The organism is Sediminispirochaeta smaragdinae DSM 11293, assembly GCF_000143985.1.
GTDB lineage: Bacteria > Spirochaetota > Spirochaetia > DSM-16054 > Sediminispirochaetaceae > Sediminispirochaeta > Sediminispirochaeta smaragdinae.
The window spans coordinates 1401429-1424378 of the sequence record NC_014364.1; the positions used below are offsets into that span (position 1 = coordinate 1401429).

At 53.4% G+C, this 22950-nt stretch carries 16 protein-coding genes; 4 read left to right on the forward strand and 12 right to left on the reverse strand.

Annotation, left to right across the window (positions count from 1 at the left end; translation table 11 throughout):
* The first annotated feature begins 12 nt into the window (after positions 1–12).
* Entirely contained in the window at positions 13–1164 is a 1152-nt protein-coding gene (locus tag SPIRS_RS06660) for a hypothetical protein (RefSeq protein WP_013253909.1), read from the forward strand.
* Here SPIRS_RS06660 and SPIRS_RS06665 read toward each other — a convergent pair.
* The gene (locus SPIRS_RS06665; RefSeq protein WP_245537719.1) at positions 1157–3295 is read right to left on the reverse strand and encodes a GAF domain-containing SpoIIE family protein phosphatase; all 2139 of its coding nucleotides are present in this window, start codon (positions 3293–3295) and stop codon (positions 1157–1159) included. The two genes, SPIRS_RS06660 and SPIRS_RS06665, sit on opposite strands and share 8 nt — an antisense overlap.
* A gap of 108 nt (positions 3296–3403) precedes the next feature.
* On the opposite strand from SPIRS_RS06665, the gene SPIRS_RS06670 reads away from it, so the two are divergent.
* From SPIRS_RS06670 to SPIRS_RS06680, 3 genes are read left to right on the forward strand one after another with little or no spacing between them, the layout of a single operon-like run.
* Positions 3404–4645, forward strand: coding sequence for a metallophosphoesterase family protein (locus tag SPIRS_RS06670; RefSeq protein ID WP_013253911.1), 1242 nt, complete (start codon positions 3404–3406; stop codon positions 4643–4645).
* Entirely contained in the window at positions 4642–7686 is a 3045-nt protein-coding gene (locus SPIRS_RS06675) for an AAA family ATPase (protein WP_013253912.1), read from the forward strand. The genes SPIRS_RS06670 and SPIRS_RS06675 overlap by 4 nt, the downstream gene beginning before the upstream one ends.
* Entirely contained in the window at positions 7683–9017 is a 1335-nt protein-coding gene (locus tag SPIRS_RS06680) for a diadenylate cyclase (RefSeq protein WP_013253913.1), read from the forward strand. Before SPIRS_RS06675 ends, SPIRS_RS06680 begins: the two co-directional genes overlap by 4 nt.
* Positions 9018–9036: 19 nt before the next feature.
* Here the strand turns inward: SPIRS_RS06680 and SPIRS_RS06685 are convergent, their stop codons facing one another.
* The 11 genes from SPIRS_RS06685 to SPIRS_RS06735 form a co-directional block, all read right to left on the reverse strand.
* Positions 9037–9480 carry a CBS domain-containing protein gene (locus SPIRS_RS06685; RefSeq protein WP_013253914.1) on the reverse strand — a complete coding sequence of 148 codons (444 nt, stop codon included), beginning with the start codon at positions 9478–9480 and terminating at the stop codon, positions 9037–9039.
* A 47-nt stretch (positions 9481–9527) separates the two neighbouring features.
* A complete protein-coding gene (gene rsmD, locus SPIRS_RS06690; protein WP_013253915.1) occupies positions 9528–10061 on the reverse strand; it encodes a 16S rRNA (guanine(966)-N(2))-methyltransferase RsmD in 534 nt (177 codons plus the stop codon).
* A 9-nt stretch (positions 10062–10070) separates the two neighbouring features.
* Complete coding sequence (gene recG / locus SPIRS_RS06695; protein WP_013253916.1) at positions 10071–12194, reverse strand: ATP-dependent DNA helicase RecG; 2124 nt, start codon at positions 12192–12194, stop codon at positions 10071–10073.
* 12 nt (positions 12195–12206) lie between these two features.
* Positions 12207–12794: a YggT family protein gene (locus tag SPIRS_RS06700; RefSeq protein ID WP_013253917.1), complete on the reverse strand. Its 588-nt coding sequence runs from the start codon at positions 12792–12794 to the stop codon at positions 12207–12209.
* Between the two features lie 19 nt (positions 12795–12813).
* A complete protein-coding gene (gene dnaE / locus SPIRS_RS06705; RefSeq protein ID WP_013253918.1) occupies positions 12814–16239 on the reverse strand; it encodes a DNA polymerase III subunit alpha in 3426 nt (1141 codons plus the stop codon).
* Positions 16240–16301: 62 nt separating this feature from the next.
* Positions 16302–17162 (reverse strand): FAD binding domain-containing protein, encoded by an 861-nt coding sequence (locus SPIRS_RS06710; protein WP_013253919.1) that lies wholly within the window; start codon positions 17160–17162, stop codon positions 16302–16304.
* Positions 17155–17631 (reverse strand): (2Fe-2S)-binding protein, encoded by a 477-nt coding sequence (locus tag SPIRS_RS06715; RefSeq protein WP_013253920.1) that lies wholly within the window; start codon positions 17629–17631, stop codon positions 17155–17157. Before SPIRS_RS06715 ends, SPIRS_RS06710 begins: the two co-directional genes overlap by 8 nt.
* Entirely contained in the window at positions 17631–19688 is a 2058-nt protein-coding gene (locus tag SPIRS_RS06720; RefSeq protein ID WP_013253921.1) for a xanthine dehydrogenase family protein molybdopterin-binding subunit, read from the reverse strand. Before SPIRS_RS06720 ends, SPIRS_RS06715 begins: the two co-directional genes overlap by 1 nt.
* The gene (locus tag SPIRS_RS06725; protein ID WP_013253922.1) at positions 19685–20881 is read right to left on the reverse strand and encodes a DegT/DnrJ/EryC1/StrS family aminotransferase; all 1197 of its coding nucleotides are present in this window, start codon (positions 20879–20881) and stop codon (positions 19685–19687) included. Before SPIRS_RS06725 ends, SPIRS_RS06720 begins: the two co-directional genes overlap by 4 nt.
* A 17-nt stretch (positions 20882–20898) precedes the next feature.
* Entirely contained in the window at positions 20899–22374 is a 1476-nt protein-coding gene (locus SPIRS_RS06730; protein WP_013253923.1) for a polysaccharide biosynthesis protein, read from the reverse strand.
* On the reverse strand, positions 22367–22921 hold the full coding sequence (locus tag SPIRS_RS06735; RefSeq protein WP_013253924.1) for a transcription termination/antitermination NusG family protein: 555 nt from the start codon (positions 22919–22921) through the stop codon (positions 22367–22369). Before SPIRS_RS06735 ends, SPIRS_RS06730 begins: the two co-directional genes overlap by 8 nt.
* Positions 22922–22950 lie beyond the last annotated feature (29 nt).

A 22950-nucleotide genomic window follows, 5' to 3' on the forward strand; every position in this document is an offset into this window, starting at 1 on the left:
ACGGAGCCTCCAGTGGAGAGGATCGATACATCGTCAGTCATTGATCTCCCCGTGTCATTGATTCTTACCGATGACGGGCTCTTTTTTTTCAGTAAGCATCGCTCCGCTCCCCATCAGAGAGACAAAGGTGGAATGTGCCTCGAGTCCTTCCCCGCATCGACGCTTCAGCGGATGATACTTGCCGGGTATGTATCTTCGGTAGAGGTTTCGAGAAGCGATTTCACCTCAAAACGTCAGGAATTGATGGATGTCTCGAAGTTAATCATGTATGGTACCTTGTACCGCCATTTCCCCGATGCGCTCTGGAAATTGGTTGCTACCAGCGATCTCATCCTTCATTACAATCGATCACATCCGAAAACTCCCTTTACCCGGGAACATCTTGACCGGGGAGGGGCCATTGATGCTTCAGGACAAGGAACTGCGGCTCCTGCTTTGGCTCTGCTGGAAGAACTCTCTGTTTCTGCGGCAGATGAGGCACTGAAGGAGCGCTCCTCCTTTTCCGAACAGGAAAAAGAGATGGCGAGGACAATCGGCCGTAGGTATCTGTCACACATTACCGCGCCCTTCTGGCTGCTGCTGTCTGCTTCCCAGAGGGCCGTAGCCGATCCGATGCTCGATACCTTAAGAGATTTGGTGGCCTCCTATATCGGAAAGGCTTCCATTTCCGATTATTTAGCCCTCCTTCTCATGGAGCTTGGTGTCTATGCGGAGAAAAAGCTGGTAGGGCGGGCTACCAAGGAGCTTTTTCACGGGAATCTTGATGCCGATGCGGTCATGCGAAACGATGAGGCCAGAAGCAGGGTTCTTGCGGAAATGGAGCGCATGGGGTTCCGGGTGACGGTGGTCTGGAAGATTATGGGACGTACGGCTTCTATCGGCACCGACAATCGTCTGGAAGTAATCCTTTACGACCGGGGCAGCGATTCCGAAACCCTCAAGAATCAGATAGAGACCAAAAAGGGAATGGATACCAAAAATCACTCCCTTTTGGACTACTACGAGAAAATCGTCTCTTCAGCCAGCGGAGAGGAATTGGGACTTTTTTATCTTGGGTATATCGAAGAGGCGTGTCAAAAGCAGGATATTCGATTTGAGAGTCACGTTAGTAGAATCGAGAAAAACGATTTGACCATTGTCAGGTTAGCCTTCCACTTCAGGTGATTTCCGCTATCTTCATGATCAGAAAGGTTTGATCGTCGTGTTGGCTTGTACCTTGTGCGAAGCGATCGATATCTTCCTTTATCCGCTCGGCAATTTTCGAGGCGGAAAGCTGTGCCGATGAACGCACGACGGACTTAAGCGCTTCCAGACCATACTCCCGACTTTCCTTGCTTCTCGTTTCGGTCACACCGTCGGTATAGAAGATCAGGATATCTCCGGGAATGGTCTGGAACTGACGCTGCTTATAATGTTCGCCGACCTCTATACCTATGGGAAGTCCCGGAGTGTCCATCTCGATAAAGACTTCGGTCCCTTTTCTGTAGATCAGCAGAGGCAGATGAGCAGCGTTGGAAAAGTAGATTCGCTTTTCCATCTCGTCATATACAAACATGCCCATGGTGGCAAAATGATCGACACCAATTTTCCCGGTGATACCTCTGTTGAGAAATGTCAGAATCTGGGCGGGTTTTCTGTCTCCCGATGCGGTCAGCCTAAGGATCGTTCGAATCATAACCATGAGCATGGCCGCAGGCACACCTTTCCCGACCACATCGCAGATGACCACTGCCGTTTTCCCCTTTTCGATGGGAAAGATATCGTAGTAATCACCACTGACACCCTTTGCAGCCTTTGAATAGGTGGCTATGCTTGTCCCCTTTGGTTCCGAGATCCGTTTGGGAAGAAGATCCTTCTGTATCCTTGCCGCAATTTCAATCTCGCGCTGGATCTCTCTTCGCTCTATCAACTCGGTGTAATTGTAGATGTTGTCGATGGTGAGGGCCGCATAATCGGCGAAGGTTCTCATATGGGTGAAATCAAGGTCACTGAAATGACTTGTTTTTCCTCTTCTCGCCACGGCAATGGCCCCCAGAATTCTACCGGGAAGTGAAAGCGGTACGATGATAAGGCTTGATACATAGAGTGGATCGTCATCCTCAAGAAGCGGAAAGGTCGTTCCCTCAAGCGCTTGTGAACAGTTTCTGAAAAAACGGGGTTCGGCGGCGGCAATACATTCACCGATGATAGTTTCGCCGAGGCCGAAGGGTTTATTCCGTATATATTCATCCACTTCCTGTTTTTGCCTCGGAAGCCGCTCGGGAAAGGGATAGGGAGGGGGAAACATCCCGATAATATCGGAGACATAGATTGATTTACTTGCCTCATCAACCAGAAAGAGTGCCCCTGCATCTGCCTCGGTATTTTCGACGGCCGATTCGACAACCAAGGCAAGAACTGCCTCGGGATCCGGGTCCTGGGCCTGAAGACTGCCGATCCTAAACATAAAATCGAGTACCGAATCGAGCTTCTCCTTCAACTGATCCTTGAGAGCGTTGTAGTCTTTTGAAAGCTCTTCAAACTCGTCCCGCGAACGGATGGTGAGCTCGTTGGAAAAATCGCCCCGGGAGATAACGCTCATGGCCTCTCCGACCAGTTTAATTCGTTTTACCATCTGAGTGGAAAAACGGCTGGTAAGGATGAGCGTTATCAAAAGACTGCATGCGATGATGGCTATTGCTATCCGTGTTCCTGCCGTGATAATGGTGTTGGCCCGGAGATTTGTCTCCCCTATCAGCTTATCCATTCTTGCTTTGAAGGTTTCGGTATTATCCATGATCAGCAGCTGATAGTTTTTTAGGGTCTGATAGGCGCCGAGAAAGGGGTGAGGCTGTCCTTCCTGGCTGATGACGAGGAAGGTCTGAAAGAGGCCCCTGTCGCCGACAAGTCGGTCCATCCGCTGATCGATCATCCAATCCATATGATCGAGTGCCGGCTGATAGTACCAGGTCGAAAGTTGGTTCCACCAGCCTACCGTTTGCTGCAGCTCCGAGGTCTGCCGTTTGCTGAGGAATCGGGCTCCTCGTGCCGAGACAAAATCATTCAGCTCTTGCTCGAACTTATCGATGCCGAATTCGATTCTCGCTTTTTCCACGGTGATTCTGCTGTTCGTGGTCATGAGAGAATCCATGCGAACCGAAAGCTGCTCAAGGCTCGAGATCGATCGTTCGGAGAGCATTTCAAAATCCTTGAGCGCTATGATGGTGCTGGTAAAAAAAATCACCACCGAGAGGGCGATAAGCACACCCAACACTAAAAGGGCCTCGATGATGGACAGCTTCGTACGAATCTTCATGTCGCCGATCATACCATGAGGGAGGCAAATCGTCAAAACTCTTCGGAATTCAAGATGGAATTCAACGCCGCTTGTAATTTTTCCAAAGAAAGGTACACTGGATAAAGCATGAAAATACTGCATACTTCAGATTGGCACCTCGGTAAGCGCCTGGGCCGTTTCAGCCGCATGGAAGAGCAGGCCGATATTCTGGATGAGATCTGTTCCATTGTTGATGAGCAAAATCCCGACCTTATTATGCTCTCAGGGGATCTTTTCGATGGTTTCAACCCTTCGGCCGAGGCAATTGAGCTGCTTTACCGGACGCTCCACCGCATGTCCGGCGGCGGAAAAAGAGTGATCATCGCCATTGCCGGTAATCATGATTCGCCGGATCGAATCGAATCGCCCGATCCCCTTGCAAGGATCAGCGGCATTTTTTTCCTCGGTTATCCCGAGACTCAAATCAAAACGTGCCATCTGGAGAGCGGCTGGGTGGTGGAGAGCCCCGAAGCGGGGCTGCTTCGCCTTCGAAAAGAGGGGAGGGCGGAGCTGCGAATCATCGCCACCCCCTATGCCGGGGAGGTTCGACTTCGCAAGGCCATCGATCCGACACGGGGAGAGGAACAGGTCAGGGCCATTCTCCGTGATCACTGGAAGAATCTTGCCGACCGTTTTTTCGATGATGGGGGCATTAATCTGATGGCGGCACATCTTTTTTCCGCCGAAGCCGAGAGCCTGCCCTTCGACGAGCTTGAGGAAGATGGAGAACGTCCCATTCTCCATCCCGGAGGCCTTGAGCTGATTCCCTTTTCCGCCTTCCCCGCAGAGGCCCAATATATTGCCCTAGGGCATCTTCACCGACCGATGCTTACGCAGTATGGCAAGAGCACCATCTGCTACAGCGGCAGCCCCTTGGCCTATTCCCTTTCCGAAAGTGGTCAGCAGAAGCAGGTTGTTCTTGTCGATCTCGAGCCTGGGAAGAGGGCAAAATGCGAAGTGGTGCCCCTTTCTCGCGGTAGAGCCCTGTGCCGGGGGCGTTTCAAGACGCTTGAAAGGGCCCTTGCCTGGCTTGGCGAACACCAGGAGGCTTACGTAGAAGTGACGATGGAGGTTGATCACTATCTCGAGACAGGAGTGCGGGATGCCATCCATGATGCCCATCCTCGGGTCCTTGCGGTTGTTCCCGAACTGCTGGAGGGCCCGGACCTTTCAGTTTCCAGACGGGAAGAAATAGATATCGATGCCCCTTTGGAACGACTTTTCACCGAATACTTTCGCGGCCGAAACAACGGTGCCGATCCGGAACCCTATCTGCTGGAGCTGCTCGCCGAGGCCGTTTCCGCAGGAAACGAGGAGCCAGGAGTATGATACCGCTGCAGTTGACGTTGAAAGGCTTTTATTCCTATCTCGAGGAGACGGTGATCGATTTCAGGCCCCTGACCGCCGCAGGTCTCTTCGGTATTTTCGGGCAGGTCGGCAGCGGCAAGAGTTCCATTGTCGACGCAATCGGCTTTGCCCTCTACGACCAGAGCGAGCGCCTTAATCGTCAGGAGAAGCGCCACTACATGCACCTCTCCGCTCGCGAGATGATCGTTGATTTTACCTTCCTTCACGGGGATGGAGAGTACCGTTTTCTCGTCTCCGGAAAGCGTTCCGGTAAGGGGGACAAGGCCCCGAACTACAACCGCTCCGCCTATCGGAGGGAGGGAGAGGCATGGATTCCCTTTGCCGATGATCGGGATCGGGGGGCAGGGAATGCTGCGGAGCTGCTGGGCCTCAGCTATGAAAATTTTCGGCGTGCGGTGGTTATCCCCCAAGGCTCCTTTCAGGAGTTTCTCCGGCTTTCGGGCAAGGACCGGACGGAGATGCTTCAGGAGCTTTTTCAGTTGGATCGTTTCGACCTCTACCGGCCCGTGACGAACCTGCTTTCTGATACTCGTCGCGATTGTGAACGCATCGAAGAGCGTAAGCGGCTGATCGTCGAGGAGGAGGGCGAGAGTTCCTCTGAACTCGAAGGGCATGTATCTTTGCTCACACAAGAGCTTGATCGGTTGACGGGGGAACTCAAAGATCTGCGTGCCTTCACCTCCCGCCAGGAGCAGGCTCGTCAACGGGCCGAGCGGCTTACACAGCTGAAAGAACGCCTTGCCGATCTCGAACTCGCCGAACCCGAGTGGAAAAAGCGACGCCTTGGCCTAGAACGCTTTGATGCGATCACCCGGGAAGTCCTGCCCCGAAGGACGGAGATGCTTGAGATTCGCAAGCGGATGGAAACCCTTGATGCCCGTCGTCTGGAAAATGAGGCTGCTCTTCGTAAGAGCAGGGAGGAACGGCTCGGCTGCGAAGAACGCTACCGGGAGCTTGAAGCTGCAATGGAGAATCGCAGGAAAAATGCTGATGAGGCCGAAGCCCTGGAGCGGATTCTGACATTCAGGCGGTCGGGTGAGAAGCTTCGGAAGGCCGAAAAGGCGTTTGGAGACTTGCAAGAACGGGAACGTCTTCTTATCGGACGTAGGCAGGAGCTTCTCACGCGGCGGGGAGAGGTTCAAAAGGAACTGCAGGACATCGAAAAACTGGCGGAAGAAGAGGGCGAACTTTCCCTCCTCGGACAGTGGTATGCCAAAGCCGACGCTTTACAAGAGGAGACCAAACGTCTCTCTTTTGAACTTGAAGAGAATGAACGGAAGGCCGAAGAGCTTCTCCAGCTGCCGCGATCTTCGGCGTCAGAAATTCCCGGACTCTCCTGCTCCGTAGATGATGCACCTGAGACAATCCTCGAGGCTCTGAGGCGCCGGGAACGGGAGATTGAAGATCGTTTAACGACGATTGGTATTCGCAGTCATCGAGGCTTGCTTGTCGATGGGACCCCTTGTCCGCTCTGCGGTTCTCTTCATCATCCCGTTGTCGAAAAAAAGGAGGCGTTTGAAGCCGAAGCAGAGGGGGAAGCCGAAGAGCTCCAATCACTGCTTCCTATGGTTCGAAAGGCTGCTATCGAACGTGGTAACGCCCTTTCCAAGGCCGAGGTACATATGGACCGGGTACGGCAACTGACTAGGTCCCTGGAAGATGTACAGGAGCGAACAAGAGAGCATCTCGAAACCTTTTGCTGGGACCGTTTCGATCCTGAGGAGCGGGAGCCCTGGAAGCGGGCGACACAAGAGGCCGAAGCCCGATCGCGGCAAGGCCGCCTGCTGCGATTAAACTTGGATGGCATCAGCGCCGATCTTGAAGGCCTTGAGCCCAAACTCGCCGCGGCAAGCGATGAGAAATCCGCTCTCCTTGAGAAGATTGCCGGGGAAAAGGGAAGGAGTACGCTCCTTCGGGAATCGATCCCGGACGAACTTTTTACCATATGGGGCGATACGGACGGCGGGGAACTCGCAGCCCGTCGTGAGAAACTCAGAGCCGATGCCGAGGGGTTGGAGATCCGTTTTGCCCAGGCACGCCGGGAAATGGAAACAAGTGCCCTGCGAGTAAGTACCTTGACCGGTAGCCTCGAGGAGCTGGGACGGAGTCTTGCGGAGGAAGGGGCACGTTTTGACCGGCTGCGAGAAGGTTTTCTGCCGATGCTTTCCGACCATGGTTTCGACTCCGAAGATGCCCTCGATTCCTTTATACAAAGGTATGAAAAAGCCGATGAGGAGCGGGAGAAGATAGCAACCTTCGAAAGGGAGCTCCATGCCACGCGGGAGCAGCTTCGAGAGGCAATCGATGTGGCCGGTAGCGAGGAGTTCAACGAAGCGGGCTACCGAGAGGCTCTGTTAAGCTGTGAAGAGAAAGAGGGGCGGGAAAAAGAGCTTTGGGCCGAGCTTGCCACGGCCAGGGAACGGCATAGCAGGAGCCTTCGCCAGGAGGAAGAGCTCCGTCGATTGGAAAAAGAGGAGCGGGTGCTTTCCCGTCGCCGTGAAGCCCTTTCCCTTCTTCAGAATATGATGAAGGGGAACGGCTTCGTTCGTTTCGTTTCGACTCGCTACCTGCGGGAACTCTGTGCCAGAGCAAATAGACGGTTCCTTCCTTTGACAGGCAAAAGCCTCGCTCTCGAGGTCGACGAGAACGGGGACTTTCAGGTGCGAGATCTCCTTAACGGGGGTAAACTTCGGTCCATCAAGACACTTTCCGGCGGGCAGACCTTTCAGGCCGCCTTTTCCCTTGCCATTTCTCTTTCCGAAAGCGTGAGAAGGGGAGGGGAGAGCTTCTTTTTTATCGATGAGGGCTTTGGCTCGCTGGATAACGAGGCCCTCGGCCAGATCTTCGAAACGCTCAAAACCCTTCGGCGAGAGAGGAGTATCGTCGGGATCATCAGTCATGTCGAGGCCCTGCAGGAAGAGGTCGATACCTCTCTGATCGTACGGCGGGATCCTGTGCGCGGAAGTGTGATAAGCTTTAATGAAGGAGGGCGTGGATCATGACTTCATTTGGCAGGATGCTGGATACCGACCGTATCCTTATCATCAAAGCCGATAGGCTTATAGACAAGAAAGAATTGTTGTCCCTTCTGTGTGAGCGGATCAGCAAGGCTTGGGACATCGTAGGATCTGAGCAACTTCTTACCCTGGTCCATAAGCGGGAAGAAACCTTTTCTACCCGCCTCGGACCGATGCTGGCTGTTCCCCATGCTGTTATCCCGGGTGGAGAGGAGAACCGGATGGCTGCGGCCGTGATTCCCAATGGTGTGGAATGGGATTCCGATACCGATCACCCTGTCCGTTTGGTTTTTCTTCTCGTAGGGGGGCAAGAAGATCATCTGAAATTGCTCAGCGAATTGGCGGCAGCGCTCCAGGACGAAACCTTTTTGCTTCGATTGACCACTGCCACCTCTCCCAAGGCCTTTCTTTCCGTTTTTCGAAGGAGGGATGAGGGCCCCGTTCATCCCTTCGTCCATCGCCACCGTGATCTTTCCGCGGCCATCTTTGAACAGGCCCTTCGCCTGCGGGATGCTGTCGATGGTGCCAGAATCATTCTCCATGCCGACGCCCTGGGAGACGGCGAATATATTGACGAGTTGATTCGCGGAAAAAATGTCCTTGTTGTAAGCGGCGGGGAGACCCTTTTCGATGCATCATTCCTTGAGCGCTATAGGCCGATAATCATGCCCTTCAGGGGGATCAGACGTTCGATCCATGTCCAGTTTATTCTCCTCTATCTCCTTGGGCGAGGGGTAATAGGTGAAGACGATCTCATTGTGAATGCCTATGGAAAGCCGGGATCGGGTTTTCTCGATTCAATCAGATTAAGCCACCTGAAGCGTGAACTTAATCTTCCCTTTTCCTCTCAATCGGGAGCCTTCCCCACAGATCTCGAGCTTTCCACCTTCGCACGTGTCCTGCAACTCGCTTCCCAGCTTGCCGCCGAAGGAAGAGAGGGAAAGCCGGTGGGCACCCTCTTCGTTGTGGGAGATCAGGCCGGTGTCTATCCCTATACCAGGCAGATGATTGTTAATCCCTTTCACGGCTATGCCGATAGCGATAAAAACATCCTCGATCCGAGCATAGAGGAGACGGTGAAGGAGTATGCCAAGATCGACGGGGCCTTTATCATACGGGGCGACGGCACCATTCTTTCTGCCGGAACCTTTCTGTCGGGTCAGCCGACGGCCGACGAAATGCAGTCCGGCCTAGGTGCACGGCACGCTGCAGCTCAGGGCATTACCGCGGTCAGCAAGGCACTGGCGATAGCAATCTCGGAATCGACGAGAAAGGTGACGGTCTTCCAATCGGGGAGACGAGTGATGGAGCTATAGCGTACCGCTTCCTATTGCTTCAATTGTCCCAGATATACTGTTCCATCTTTGCAATGAGGAAGTCTTTTTCGGTGATGACCGCCTTAACGATATCACCGATGGAGATGATGCCGATCAGTGCGTTGTTTTCCATTACCGGAAGATGACGGAATCGTTTTTTCGTCATCAGGGCCATGCAGGTCTCGACCCCCGTCTCCGGTTTTATGGCGACAACCTCCGTGGTCATCAACTCCTTTACGGGAAGGTCACGGGGACACTCCTGGCTTCCAATGGCTCCGATGGTTTTTCTTGCATAGTCGCGTTCGGAAAAAATACCGATCATCTTTTGCTGATCGTCAAGGACGACAACCGCACCAACATTTTTCTCACTCATCAGACTCAGCGCCTGAAATACCGTAGTCTCGGGCCTCACCGACCAGATATCGGCTCCCTTTTGCGCCAGAAGGTCTTTGATTGTTTCCATCTTGTATTTCCTCCTTCCCTAAGTATGTAAAAGAAGGACGCACTCCGTCAAACTTCCGGACGAAAAAATCGCAGCAAAGACCTGCCGTAGCGTCGTGTATCGTAGCAGATAAGGGTTCCGACCTCATCCGGCCATTGTTCTTCGGCGGGATGGTGGATCAGGACCTTTGTTTCCTCCGTTATGAGTGAAGAATCGGAGAGGACCTTGATGAGATCGATTTTTCCGGGCATGGGGAAGGGGGGATCGAGGTAGATAATATCGAACGAGCCCCTGCCTCGGCGTAAAAAGGATTCCGCCGACATCATCACCAGGGATATTTTCGATTCAACCATTTCGATGTTTTCCAGGATGGTTTCCCGTTTTCCCCTGTCGTTCTCCACCAATACGACGGGTTCGGCTCCCCTGCTTGCCGCTTCGATACCGACCAAACCGGATCCCGAAAAGATGTCGAGAAACGAGTAGCCGTCGAGAGGTCCGAGGATGCTGAACATCGACTCTCTCATACGATCCATGGCGGGGCGGATGACCCCTTTTGGGCAGCGCACCTTGCGGCCCCGATATGTTCCACCGGTAATTCTCATCGTTCTAAGCTACCCTTCGGAGGCGATTGAGACAAGATCATCAAAGGGAGGGGCGACGGTGTAGAGCCGCTTCAGAACCTGATGATCGGCGTGTTCAAGTTCGAAATCGCCCGAAACAATAGCCGTCGCCTCCTTTCTGCTTGCTTCGAGGATCTCCCCATCTTTGAGTAGGTCGGCAAACTGAAGATTCAGAACCCCCGCCTGCCTCATCCCCGAGAGCTCTCCCGGCCCTCGAAGCTTTAGATCTTCCTCGGCAATGACAAATCCGTCGTTGTTTTCCTTCATGATGCGAAGCCGCTGCTTGCCCGTTTCCGTCAAACCCTCGGAAAAAACGAGGAAACAATAGGATTGGCGGTCGCTCCGACCCACCCGTCCTCTGAGCTGATGCAGGGCCGAAAGCCCGAATTGTTCCGCATGTTCGATCACCATGCAGCTGGCATTGGGGGCGTCAACGCCGACCTCGACGACGCTGGTTGCAACAAGGATATCAAGTTCTCCGGAAAGAAACCGTCCCATCTCCCGCTCCTTTATCTCCTCATCGATGCGGGAATGAAGAAGAGCGATCCTCCTTTGGGGAAATACCTCCTCCCGCAGCAGACGGTACATACTCTCCGCGCTGTCGATCTTCTCCCTGCTTCCCTCTTCGATCAGGGGATAGACAAAATAGGCCTGTCCTCCCCGTTCAAGTTCCTTCTCGACCGCGGCATAGACCTTCGGCCTGTTTTCGACCTTTGCAAGATGGGTAATGATCGGTTTTCTTCCCGGCGGCATGGTCCTGATGACCGATACCGCAAGGTCCCCGAAGGCGGTGAGGGCCATGGTTCTGGGAATGGGCGTGGCGGTCATCGTCAGAAGGTCGGGAAATTCCCCCTTGTCCAAAAGCCCCTGCCGCTGCATAACCCCGAACTTATGCTGTTCGTCGATGATACAGTAGCGCAGGCGGCGAAAGCGAACGGAAGAGGAGAAGAGGGTATGGGTCCCAACCACAAGATCGATTTCTCCCTCTTGAAGGGCGACAAGAAGCTCCTTTCTTGCCGGGCTTGGGATACTTCCGGTGAACAGGGCGATTCTCACCCCAAGAGGAGCAAGTATTCTGGCGCTGTTTTCCGCATGCTGACGGGCAAGAAGTTCGGTCGGTGCCATGAAGGCAACCTGATAACCTGCTTCGATGATCGGCAAGGCGGAAAGGAGGGCCGTGAGGGTTTTTCCCGATCCGACATCCCCCTGCAGGAGTCTTGCCATGGGGTAGGGCCGTTTCAGATCTTCTATGATCTCTTCGACCGCCTGCTTTTGATCGGCGGTGAGAGAAAAGGGAAGATCCCTGATACAACGATCGACAAGGCCTGTTTCCAGGGCCAGGGAGGGACGTTCCTTTCGCTTGCGAAGGGCTCCGCGTCTTGTGACGGCACATTGCAGATGAAAGAGTTCATTGAAGGCGAGGGCCTTGCGCCCCTCCTCCGGCTCCTCGATCCGGCGAGGACGATGAATCATGACCAGTGCCTCGGCAAGATGGGGCAGTCCGTGATCCCGGCGTATTGCTTCAGGCAGTTCATCATCCACGAATTTGCCGAAGCCCTCCATCGCTTGCTGCATCAGGTCTCGCAGAGCCCCTTGCGTCAATCCCTCGGTAAGGGGATATACCGGCAGGATGGAACCAATGCCTCCTCGCCCCGAGATCTTCGGCACCTCGCTAAGATAATCCTCTTCCCTGGTGAGGGGGTACTTTCCTGCGGGAACGAAATCAAAGGAGGCTGCCTGAAGTTCCCCAAAGCGATGCTGGAGCGGTGCGTAGAGGAGGATACGTGCACCAACAGGCAGTTTCCCGGCCAGGAAATTCCGATTAAAGCAGAGCAGCACGGCGACTGAGGTTTCATCTTGAACAAACACCTTCAGCGTTTGATTATGAGGTTTTCCAAACCAGTCGTGGGCAACAATTTCCACCACGGTGAGAGCGGGTCTGGCATCACCGGCCCGGACTATGGGGACAAGGCGACTCCGATCCTCCCATTGTCTGGGCAGCAGACGGAGCAGATCGGCAATATGCCTTACTCCAAGACGGGCGAGCCTTTCCGTGCTTTTTTTACCGACTCCGTGGAGCACGGTGACCGGCTTGCGCAATTCTCCCAGGAACATCTGCCGCTGAACTTATATCGGAAAGGCCTGCAGGACGTTGTATAGCAGACCGAAGAGTACTTTTCCCGCTATATAGAGAACCAGAAGCGAGGCCCCTGTGGTTGCAAGGATGGTCTTATAGGTAACAAATCGTTTGCGGAAAAAAAGCCTTCGCGTTTTTTCCAGGATAGGAGCGATTAGAAGATCCACGGTGCGGGCGAAGGGGCCCACGCTATTGGCTCCGCTGAGCCCCATGAAAAATCGTATGGCGGTTAAAATGATGAAGAGACTCAACAGAAAGGAGACGACCGACCACAGGGCGGAGGTGATGACTGCCAGAACAATGCCGAGGCTCAGTCTCCCCTCCCTGATGAACTGGGATGCAAAATCGATCAGTACGACGATGACAAGCATGGCCGCTACCGGAGAGAAGTCGATCGCGGAAAAACGAAGGAATTTGATCTTCTGGAAGATGCGGAGATAGGGGTCGGTGGCCGCTGCGAGGATACGATAGGGTTTGCCGTAATCGACCCCCTGAAACCAGGTGAGCATCACCCTGATCAATATGAGCAGAAGGTATCCTGAAAGTACTCCGATAAAAATTTTCAATCCAAGAATCATGCATTGCTCCTTGATGATGTCATGCGGTCCAGACATCTTCGATATGAGGATGGCTTCTGATTTGATCGAGGGCGTCGTCCTCCGAGGAGAGGGATATCTGTCGGTTTACCTGTATGATGGTCTCGCCCTGACCGTTTTTCTTTACTATGTGAAAATAGACGGGGCAGGCACCCTGAAAATCCACCAGAAAGGAACGAAAACCGAGCAGTTTTTCCTCGGTGCAGAGGCTGCGATCGATTCTTATATGGACTTCATAGCCGCCTTTGACCTCAATCTCCGAGGGATCGGAGAAACTTTCCAGCAGCAGTTTCGGCTCCCCCCGGGAGAGGTCCATCTTTCCCGTACAGGCAATCACCCCGTCGGTCTCAACCTTATCACGAATCTGCTCCCACAGCTTACTGAAGACCACAGACTCGATTTTCCCGTTGTAATCTTCCAGCTGGAGAAAAGCCATCGGCCGCCCTTTTTTCGTGATAATGGTTCTCAGGGATGTCACCATGGCAATGAGGGTGTAGGTCCGTTCGGGGATGAAACGGTCGGGTCGGGAAAGGTCGATATTGACGGCACTTTTCCAGCGGTCCTTGAAGTCGTCCATGGGATGGCCCGAGAAATAGAAGCCGAGAAGCTCACGCTCTCTTCGCAAAACCTCCATCTTGGGAAGGGGCTCTGCAGGAGTCAGGTCTGTCTTCCAGGGCATCTCCTCTTCGTTTCCATCGTCGAAAAGGCTCGACTGGCCGAATTGCTCACCCTCTTTCTTTTTGCTTACCACCTCCATCACCCGTTCGAGGTTTTCCAAAAGGGTTGAGCGGTTTATACCAAAACTGTCCAGTGCACCGCATTCTATCAAGGTCTCCAGAACCTTGCGGTTTACGGTCTTCATATCGACCCGATCCAGAAGATCGAAGATATCCTCAAAGGGGCCCCCCTCTTCACGGGCCCGGACAATCTCTTCCACTGCGTTGGTTCCGACATTCTTGATGCCGATCAAGCCGTAGACGATCTTTCCGTCGCTTACCGAGAAATTTTTCTCGGAGATGTTGACTTCGGGAGGCAAAAGGTCGATTCCCATGGTCTTTGCCTCGCCGATGTAGAAAGCAAGTTTATCGGGGTTGTTTATTTCGTTTGTAAGGTTCGCGGCCATGAATTCGGCCGGGTAGTTTGCCTTCAGATAGGCGGTTTTATAGGCCACCACCGAGTAGGCAGCCGCATGGCTCTTGTTGAAGCCGTAACCGGCAAAGGGAACGAGCATCTCGAAGATTTCGTCGGCGTGTTCCTTTGTATGTCCCTTTTTTACCGCCCCCTCGATGAACTCGAGCTTCATCTTTGCCATCTCTTTGACTTTCTTTTTTCCCATGGCCCGCCGCAGGATATCTGCTTTTCCGAGGCTGAAACCACCGATAATCTGAGCGACCTGCATAACCTGTTCCTGGTAGACAATGACACCGTAGGTCGGTTTGAGTACCTCTTCAAGGCTCGGATCAGGATAGCGAATCTCCTGTTCTCCGCTCTTGGATGCGATGTACTGGGGGATGTACTGCATCGGTCCGGGCCGGTAGAGGGCGTTCAAGGCGATGAGATCTTCGATGCTGGTCGGGTGGGCCTGCTTGAGGATGTTCTGCATCCCTGAGCTTTCAAACTGAAATACACAGGTACTCTTTCCCTCTCCCAGAAGTGTAAAGGTGGCGGGATCGTCCTCCGGAACCCTTTCGATGTCGAAATCCTTATCCCGGCGATGGATGAGGTCTTCGGTGTGTTTGATCAGGGTAAGGGTTTTCAGCCCGAGAAAGTCCATCTTGACCAACCCGCACTCCTCAAGCTGGTCCATGGTGAACTGGGTGGAGATGGATCCGGTCTTGGAGTCTCGATAGAGGGGGACATATTCGGTCAGGGCTTTCCGGCCGATGACCACACCTGCTGCATGGGTGGAGGCGTGGCGGGAAAGTCCCTCGAGCCTTCGGGCCGCATCGATCAACTCGCCGTAGACCCCTCCCTGGTCCATAAGCTCTTTGAGTTGCGGTTCCTGTTCCAGGGCCTTGTCGATGGTGATTTTGAGATCGTTGGGAATCAGCTTGCTGATTTTATCCGCCTCGGCAAAGGGAATATCCAAAACCCTGGCAACATCCTTGACCACCGCCTTCGCCTTGAGGGTACCGAAGGTGATAATCTGTCCGACCTTGTCCTTGCCGTATTTACGGTTGACATAGTCGATTACCTCCTGACGTCGTTCGAAGCAGAAGTCAACGTCAAAGTCAGGCATCGATACCCGTTCCGGGTTGAGAAAACGCTCGAAGAGCAGCTGATACTTAAGGGGGTCGATATCGGTGATGGTCAGGGCGTACGCGACGATGGAACCGGCACCGGAACCTCGTCCCGGGCCGACGGGAATGTCGTGTTGTTTTGCATAGTGAATAAAGTCCCAGACGATGAGAAAGTAGCCGGGAAAATGCATACTGTTAATGATTCCCAGTTCCTTTTCGGCCCGCTGGACAATTTCGTCGGTGAGACTCGGATAACGCTTTTTTAGGCCTTCGAAGGTGAGGTGGCGGAGATAGTCGCCGAGATTTTCGAATTCGGGAGGTATCTCATACTCGGGAAGTATGGGCCCGGGAAGATCGATTTCCAAGTTGCACTGTTCTGCAACCCTCAGGGTATTAGACAGGGCCTCGGGAATTTCCCTGAAGGTTTCCGCCATCTCTTCCTGACTTTTCATGTAGAACTGATCGGAGTGAAAGCGCATCCGATCCTGTTCCCTTCGCTTTCGGTTGGTTCCTATGCAGAGCAGGATATCCTGGGCACTTGCATCGGCCCGATCGAGATAATGGATGTCGTTGGTTGCAACCAGGGGGATGCCCGTTTTCTTCGATATACGAACCAGCTCTTTATTGACGGTCTTCTGTTCGGGAATACCGTGGTCCTGCATTTCGAGGAAAAAGTGTTCTTTTCCAAACAGCTCACGGTAGTAGTTCGCCTTCTGCTCCGCCTCTTCGGCCTTTCCATTCATGATCATTGACGGAATTGCCCCGGCAAGGCACGCAGAAAGGGCGGTCAGACCGCCGTTGTACTGCTCGAGCAGCTCGTCGTCGATACGCGGTTTGTAGTAAAATCCCTCGGTATAGCCGCGGCTGCAGAGCTGGATAAGGTTTTTATAGCCTTCGCTATTTCTGGCAAGAAGCACCAGGTGCTGGTAACGGTTTCCCTTCTCGCTTCCGTTTTTTACGTGGCGGGAACCTGGAGCGACATAGACCTCGCAGCCGATGAGCGGGTTGATCTCATGGGCCTTGCACGCTTTATAAAATCGGAGAACGCCGAACATATTGCCGTGATCGGTGATTGCAAGATGTTTCATACCGAAGGAGACCGCTTTTTCCACCATTTTATCGATTGGAGCGGCTCCGTCGAGAAGGCTGTAGTCTGTATGATTGTGTAAATGGACAAAATCAGGCATGTGGATCCTCTGCATGTGAATATACCCTGCTCTACCGGCTTCTGTAAAGTATGGGGGGAATTTTAGTCCGGTTCCCGCAGCACGTGGATGAACCAGTCGAAAAGTTCCCGCGCCCTGTTTTTCTGGAAGGATGATATGCCGGGACTTTCGGCAATGGTTTTTTCCATCATTGCGAGGGCTTCTTCACGCTCCTTACGGGTAAAGGGCACCTTTTTACCCGAGAGGAAGGCTTCTAACTCGCGGTTGCGTATCACCAGCGGCGAAAAGGTACCGAAGGCACAGCGAAGATCGGAAACCGTCGCCTTGACGATTTTCCCGGTGCAGCAGAAGCTCAAAGAGCTCCGCAGGTCGTTCATCGGTGTTCCGATCTGGCGAAAATAACCGAGGTCCCACTCTTCAAAGGGAATACGTATCCTGGTAATGAGTTCTCCGCTGTCGAGGATAGGGTTACCTGCCCGGTCGAAGAGCCGCTGCATGGTGATCCAACGATTTCTACCTTCCCTCCTCAGCTCTATGCGGGCATCCAGAAGTAGAAGAATCGGGTATGCGTTCAGCCGCAGGCCTCGGACGGCAAGATTGCCTCCGAGGGTCGCCAAATTTCTCAGGGGCATGGGACGAAGGAGCGAAAGCCCCTGGCTGAGGGCTGAGGGCAATACATGCTGGCCGACCTGAAGGATCTTATTGTAGGGAACTGCGGCTCCTATTTCCAGATAGCGTTCGGTTCTGCTTACCTTTGCAATTTCACTCACCATTGCAAGGCTGATAATCTTTTTGGGCCGTGCATATTGGGGATCGTTTTTTCGTAGGCCACCGATAGCTGTTCCACCGGCCCATAGCAGGGCATTGGGATTTTGGCGATAGATGGCCAAGAGTTCAGCCATGTTGCCAGGCAAAAAGACCCTTGGGGCGATACCGCTAAGCACGGAGATGCCCCTTTATGATACGTCCGGCGCTCCTGATCGCCTTGACAATCTTTTCAGGATCGGTGCAGCTACAGCTCTTCCCGGAAAAAGCATCCAGAATTTCAGCTTCCTTTGGTTCCAGACTTCGTTCAAGAATACTGTAGGCGATGAGCATTGTCGAGGGCCTGCAGTAGTCGCAGGGGTGGTAGTCGGCCTCGGCAAAGGCTGCCAGAAGGTCTTTGTATTCCCCCTTTTCCCGCAAACCCTCTTCGGTGATGATGTCGGCCCCGGGGGTACGAAACATGGGGACGAGGCAGGACTGGATGGGGACACCGTCTACCAGCACCGAGCATATGCCGCATAGTCCTCCCTCGCAACCGCGTCGGACAGAGGCTATGTGAAAAAAGTTGCGAAGGACGTTTATAAGCATCTGTTCCGGAGCGGCATTGACCGTAACCGCTTTACCGTTAAGAAGAAAGCGAAATTCCATTACTCCTCCTCCCCTTTTACCATAAATGAGTGGATCAACTCGGGAGTAATGGGAAGCGTGTCCAAATAGATTCCCGTGGCCTGGCTTACGGCAGATACAAAGGCCGAGGGGAAAAGGGCTCCGGGGATCTGGGCGACACCGGATGGTTGTGCCGTTCTATTTTCAGAAAAAGAGATTTCGATGGGATACATCGACAGCTGCTCCGTCTCTTCGAATATTCCAGCCTCCCTTGCTCTCCTGCTTATCAGGAGATCCCCATTTGTGCAGCGTCTCAGACTCCTTGTGATTGCCGTTCTTACAGCCGATGATGCCTCTTTTCGGTCGTATACGTTTCCGCAGTCTATGGCACACCAGATTCCCCGGATTGAGGGTTGCCAACTGAAGGGGTCAAGATCTACTTCCACCACCATGGCTCCCCAGGTAAGACGGTGGAAGGGCGTTCCTTTGAGTTTTTCTCTGTCCCATACCGCCTGAGAGGGGGAGCGAAAGTTTTTCCTGACATTGATGGGTAGGGGTACATTAAAGCGCTGCCGTTTGATGGCATTGCAGCACTGCTCCACCAGGGTGGTCGTCACGGAAAGGCGTTGTCCACACACCAGGGGCCCGTTACCGCCGAGATCCTGCCAGATTGGATCAATGTCGATCAGTTCCGGATTAATGCCGAGAATTTCGCCGGCCCGATGCTTCCATAGGGCTTTCACCGAACCGGGAAAGGCACCTGCCCTGGTCTGGATGGTGAGTTTGTCGTTCTTGTCGAGGAGCACCGAGACGCTCCAAGGCTCTCTTCCCGCAGGTTTTGCGGTAAATCCGTCTCCGGTAAAGCCGCTGGCAATGCCTATGCCCCGGAAGATTCCCCCTCTTCCCGGGATTGCGGGCCGTTTCTTCATCAGCTGGTAGGCGGCATGCTTTCTATGAAAGTCCGAGGCGGAGCAGACCTGTTGGATGAGAAGTCGATCACTTCTCCTTTTGAGGCTTCCGCCGGTTGGAATTCGCTTCTTGTCCGCAGCCTCCAGTTTCCTGTCTGCGGGATCTTTCCCAAGAAGTTGGGCGATTCTCGCTTCATGGACCTCTCTGGAAAAGAGACCGGGAATGATACCGAAACCGCAACGGAGTCGGGTCGGGGAGAGAGAGGTTCTTACTCCGCGGGCCCTGATCAAGGTATTCGGGGTATAGCGGCTTCCCGCGATCCCGATAACCAGCCTCGTCAGCATCTCTTTAGATAAAAAGGAAAAAGCTCCGAGATCGATGGAGGCATCGATGTTTTCTCCCACAACGTTTCCCTTTTCATCAAGGGCTGTCTGAAAGGCAATCCGGCTTCTGGGAGAACGGAGAAAGGGAAGGGGGGTGGGAGGCACATCCCAGGCAACCTTCACCGCCCTGCCGGTAAGGCGGCATCCCAGGGCCGCCCAGACTGCAATGAGGCTGGGAAGCATGATCTTTTCGCCGTCGGTTGGAAAGGGATTGACCGGTTTGATCCTGATCATCGTCTGAGGAATATCCAAAATCTCGGAGACACTTTTCTTTACCTGCTCCGGCCAGAGGCTGCTTACCTTTATCTCAAGGACCCCTTCCTTCTCCACCGCCAAGGCTCCTATCGGAGCCATGGCATCCCGGATCGGATCCTGCTGAAGGTATTCACCTTCAACAATTTGATGGGCAGTGGCAAAGGCCTTTTCCGCACTTCCCCGCTTTAGAACCGTCTCCTCGAAAAATTGCTCTTGTCTTGGATGGTCGAAGTCTTCAAGGGTATAGTTGCTTTCGTAATCAATGATGATCTGTTTTTCCGCTTCTTCCAGGACTTCGGGGGTCTCGCCGAGGATAAGACAGATGGCTTCGCCTTCGTAGTGTACCTCGCTTCCCGAAAGCACGGGCATCTGTTCTCCATATATTTCCATGCTCTTGGCCCCGGGAATATCGGATTCCTTGTAGAGAAATAGGCCTGGCCCTTGGTCGGGGTATCTGATCGAAGCGATATTCCCCTTGGGGATGGTCGAAAGGATGGGCCGAAGGTAGAGCATTCCCGGCTCACTAAGATCGTCGGCAAATCCCATGCTCATTGAGTTTGCGTCCTCCTCCTGTTTGGAGAAAGAAGCTCCTTGATCGCCTCGACAACCCGCTCAACCTGCCCGTCGCTCATGGAGGGGTAGATCGGCAGACTAAAACAGCTGTTTGATACCGCCGTGGCAACGGGAAATTGCTCCGGACTAAGATTATAGCGGCTACGATAATAGGGCATGAGGTGAAGGGCGATGTAATGGACGGAGGTTCCGATACCCCGGGCCTTCAATGCCTCCACCATCCCGTCCCTGTCGATTGCCGAGTATCCGGGGCGAAGCCGCACGATGAAGAGGTGCCAGGCATGGTCCTCTTTCCGGCCGGGGGGCTTCGGTAGTTTCAGCGCCTCTATGCCTCCCAATTCCGCCTCATAATAGGAAGCAATACGGCAACGCCTTTCCTTGAATTCCTGTGCCCGTTTCAGCTGAACCCTTCCGATGGCGGCGGCAAGGTCCGTGAGATTGTATTTGTAACCAGCGGCAACCACCGCATAGCGCCAGGAGCCTTTCGATGAGGAGTAGCGATCCCAGACATCACGATCGATGCCGTGCAGGCGCATTACCGACATTCGTTTTGCCAATGCTTCATTGTCGGTGACAACCATTCCTCCCTCGCCGGTAGTAATAGTCTTCGTTGCATAAAAAGAAAAGACACCTGCATCACCGATGGTCCCCGCCGCTTTTCCCTTGTAGGAGAGGGGAAAGGCGTGGGCCGCGTCTTCAATAACAAAGAGACCACGTTTTTTCGCCTCAGACACTATCCGGTCCATTTCGGCCATCCGCCCCCCGAGGTGAACCGGTATCACGCCCTTTATCTTTGGTTCTCTGTCGAGAATTTCGGCAACACATCGGGGATCGATGGTTAAGGTTTCTTCGTCGATATCCGCAAAAATCGGGTCCGCACCGAGGTAGCGCAGAATTTCTGCGGTCGATGTAAAGGTAAAGGGCGTTGTAACAACCTTATCACCGGGGCAAACCCCCAGGGCCTCTGCCGCAAGATGTAGTCCGGCCGTGGCCGAGTTTACCGCCAGGGCCGAGTGTGCCGACACTGCTTCGGCAAACTCCTTTTCAAAGGAAATAGCCTCTTTTCCAGTCGTAAGCCACCCACTTCTCAAGACCCGAAGAACCGCCTCCTCTTCCTCCCTACCGATATCGGGAAGGGCAAAGGGAATGGGCTGTTGTTCCTTTGTTTCCATGTGACCCTCTTGCCTCCTTAATATTCGGGCTCGTTCGGTACCGGAATCAGCGACGGGAAATGGGGATCGAGGATCTCCTTGAGCCGCTTTCTGTTGCGGTATTCCTGTTCCTTCCCTCCGATAAGAAAACAGACGCTTCGAAGCTCGCCCAACAGCTCTTCAAGGTCCGATTGAAGGCTCGCCTGGCGTTTAAGCCTAAGAATACCGGGAAAGTCGGTCGCTTCGGTGGATTCCGATTCGAGCCAGAGCCGTTCGGTCAGTTTTTCTCCCGGCCTCAGTCCTATGTAGCGGACGGCGATCTCTTCGTGTGGACGGTAGCCGTAAAAGCGTATCATCTGCTCTGCAAGCTCCTTTATGGAAAGGGGTTCTCCCATATCAAGGATATAGAGGCTGCCTCCCTCTCCGACACCACCGGTTTTGAGCACGAGGGAAGCTGCCTCCGGGATGGTCATGAAAAAACGGGAGACCTTTGGATCTGTAATGGTTACCGGCCCCCCCTTCAGAATCTGTTTTGTAAAGAGGGGAACGATGCTGCCTCTGCTGGCAAGTACATTCCCAAATCTGACGACCATAAAGGCCCCGCCGCCGCGTCCGTTTCTGCTCAGTACGATCTCTTCCGCAATGGTCTTTGTTGCTCCGTATACACAGGAGGGTGCTACGGCCTTATCGGTAGATACCAGCACAAAGCGGCTGGTTCCCGCCTCCAGGGCCGCATCCACAATGTTGAGGGTTCCAAATACGTTGTTTTTTATCCCCTCTACCGGATTTGCTTCGGTAAGCGGAACATGCTTGTAAGCGGCACAGTGAAAAATGACATCCGCCCGGAGCCTCTTGATAATGAAATGCATGTAGTCGCGGTCTTTTAGATCTCCAATAACGGGTACGATGGTAGCCGCTTCGCCGACTCCCTCTTCCTGGAGGAGCCTCAGTTCCTTCTCGATTTCATAGACATTGTTTTCGCCGTGGTCGAAAAGGTATAGACGTTGCGCTCCTCCCGAAAGAAGCTGTCTGGCAAGCTCTCCCCCGATACTGCCGCCGGCTCCCGTTATAAGGACCCGCTTTCCCCGAAGGTAGAAAAGACTCTCTTTTAAGGGGATAAGGACCGGATTACGGCCCAGCAGGTCCTGCGCGCTCAATTCCCGCGTTTGAATCAGGTGGGCATCTCCGTCAACGATCTGGCTGATTCCCGGAAGGATTCTGATCCTTTCAAGATCCGCACGTTTTAAGGCGAGGTATATCTTCCTCAGCTGCTCACCGGTGGCTCCGGGAACCGCAATAAGCGCCTCCTGAACACGGTTTCGCTTCAGAATCTCCGGGGCATCCACAACAGGCCCTTCCACAGGAATCCCGTCCAGAAGGCCCCCGACCTTTTCGCCGTCATCGTCAAGAAAAACAACAACCTTCCCAAATACGCCCTTATGTTCTATCTCCCCGGCAATTTCTCTCCCGGCGAAACCCGCGCCGACGATGGCAAGACGTTTTTCCTTACTCATGTTCTTTACCTTCTGCTTTCTTGATACCATCGAAGGCGAAATCTATAAGAAACGACTGCTCGTAAAGCATCAGCTCTATCTTCGCCCGCCCTTTTCTTTTGTTCACTTTTCTGATGTTCCCCTCTAAGCCCTTCATGGGGCCGCTTAGCACTACGATTCTATCTCCCGTTCCAAAGGTGACCGTCGAAGTTCCGACAACCTCACCATAGTTAAGAAAGTGAACCAATAGTTCTTTCGATGCTCCTGTCAGTGGTTCTATGTCGTAATTACTCTTAAGAAATCGTATAAAACCACTGTTCCTTTTCAAAAGCCAGTACACCTCTGGTTCCAAACTTTCTGCCTGCCAGAAAAGGTATCCGGGGAAGATCGGGGCCTGTTCCTGCGTCGTTTTGCCTCGTTTTCTGATTTTGAGGCTTCTTCTCGGCCACAGCAGTTTCCCGGTGATCTCTACTCCCTGCTCTTTTTCGAACTGGGCGATTGCGTTCTCGGCGAGCTGCATAAACCTTTTTTCCTGGCGGGTAATCACCTGCATTGAATAATAGTTCATTATGATACTCTGACAACTCTATGAAAATA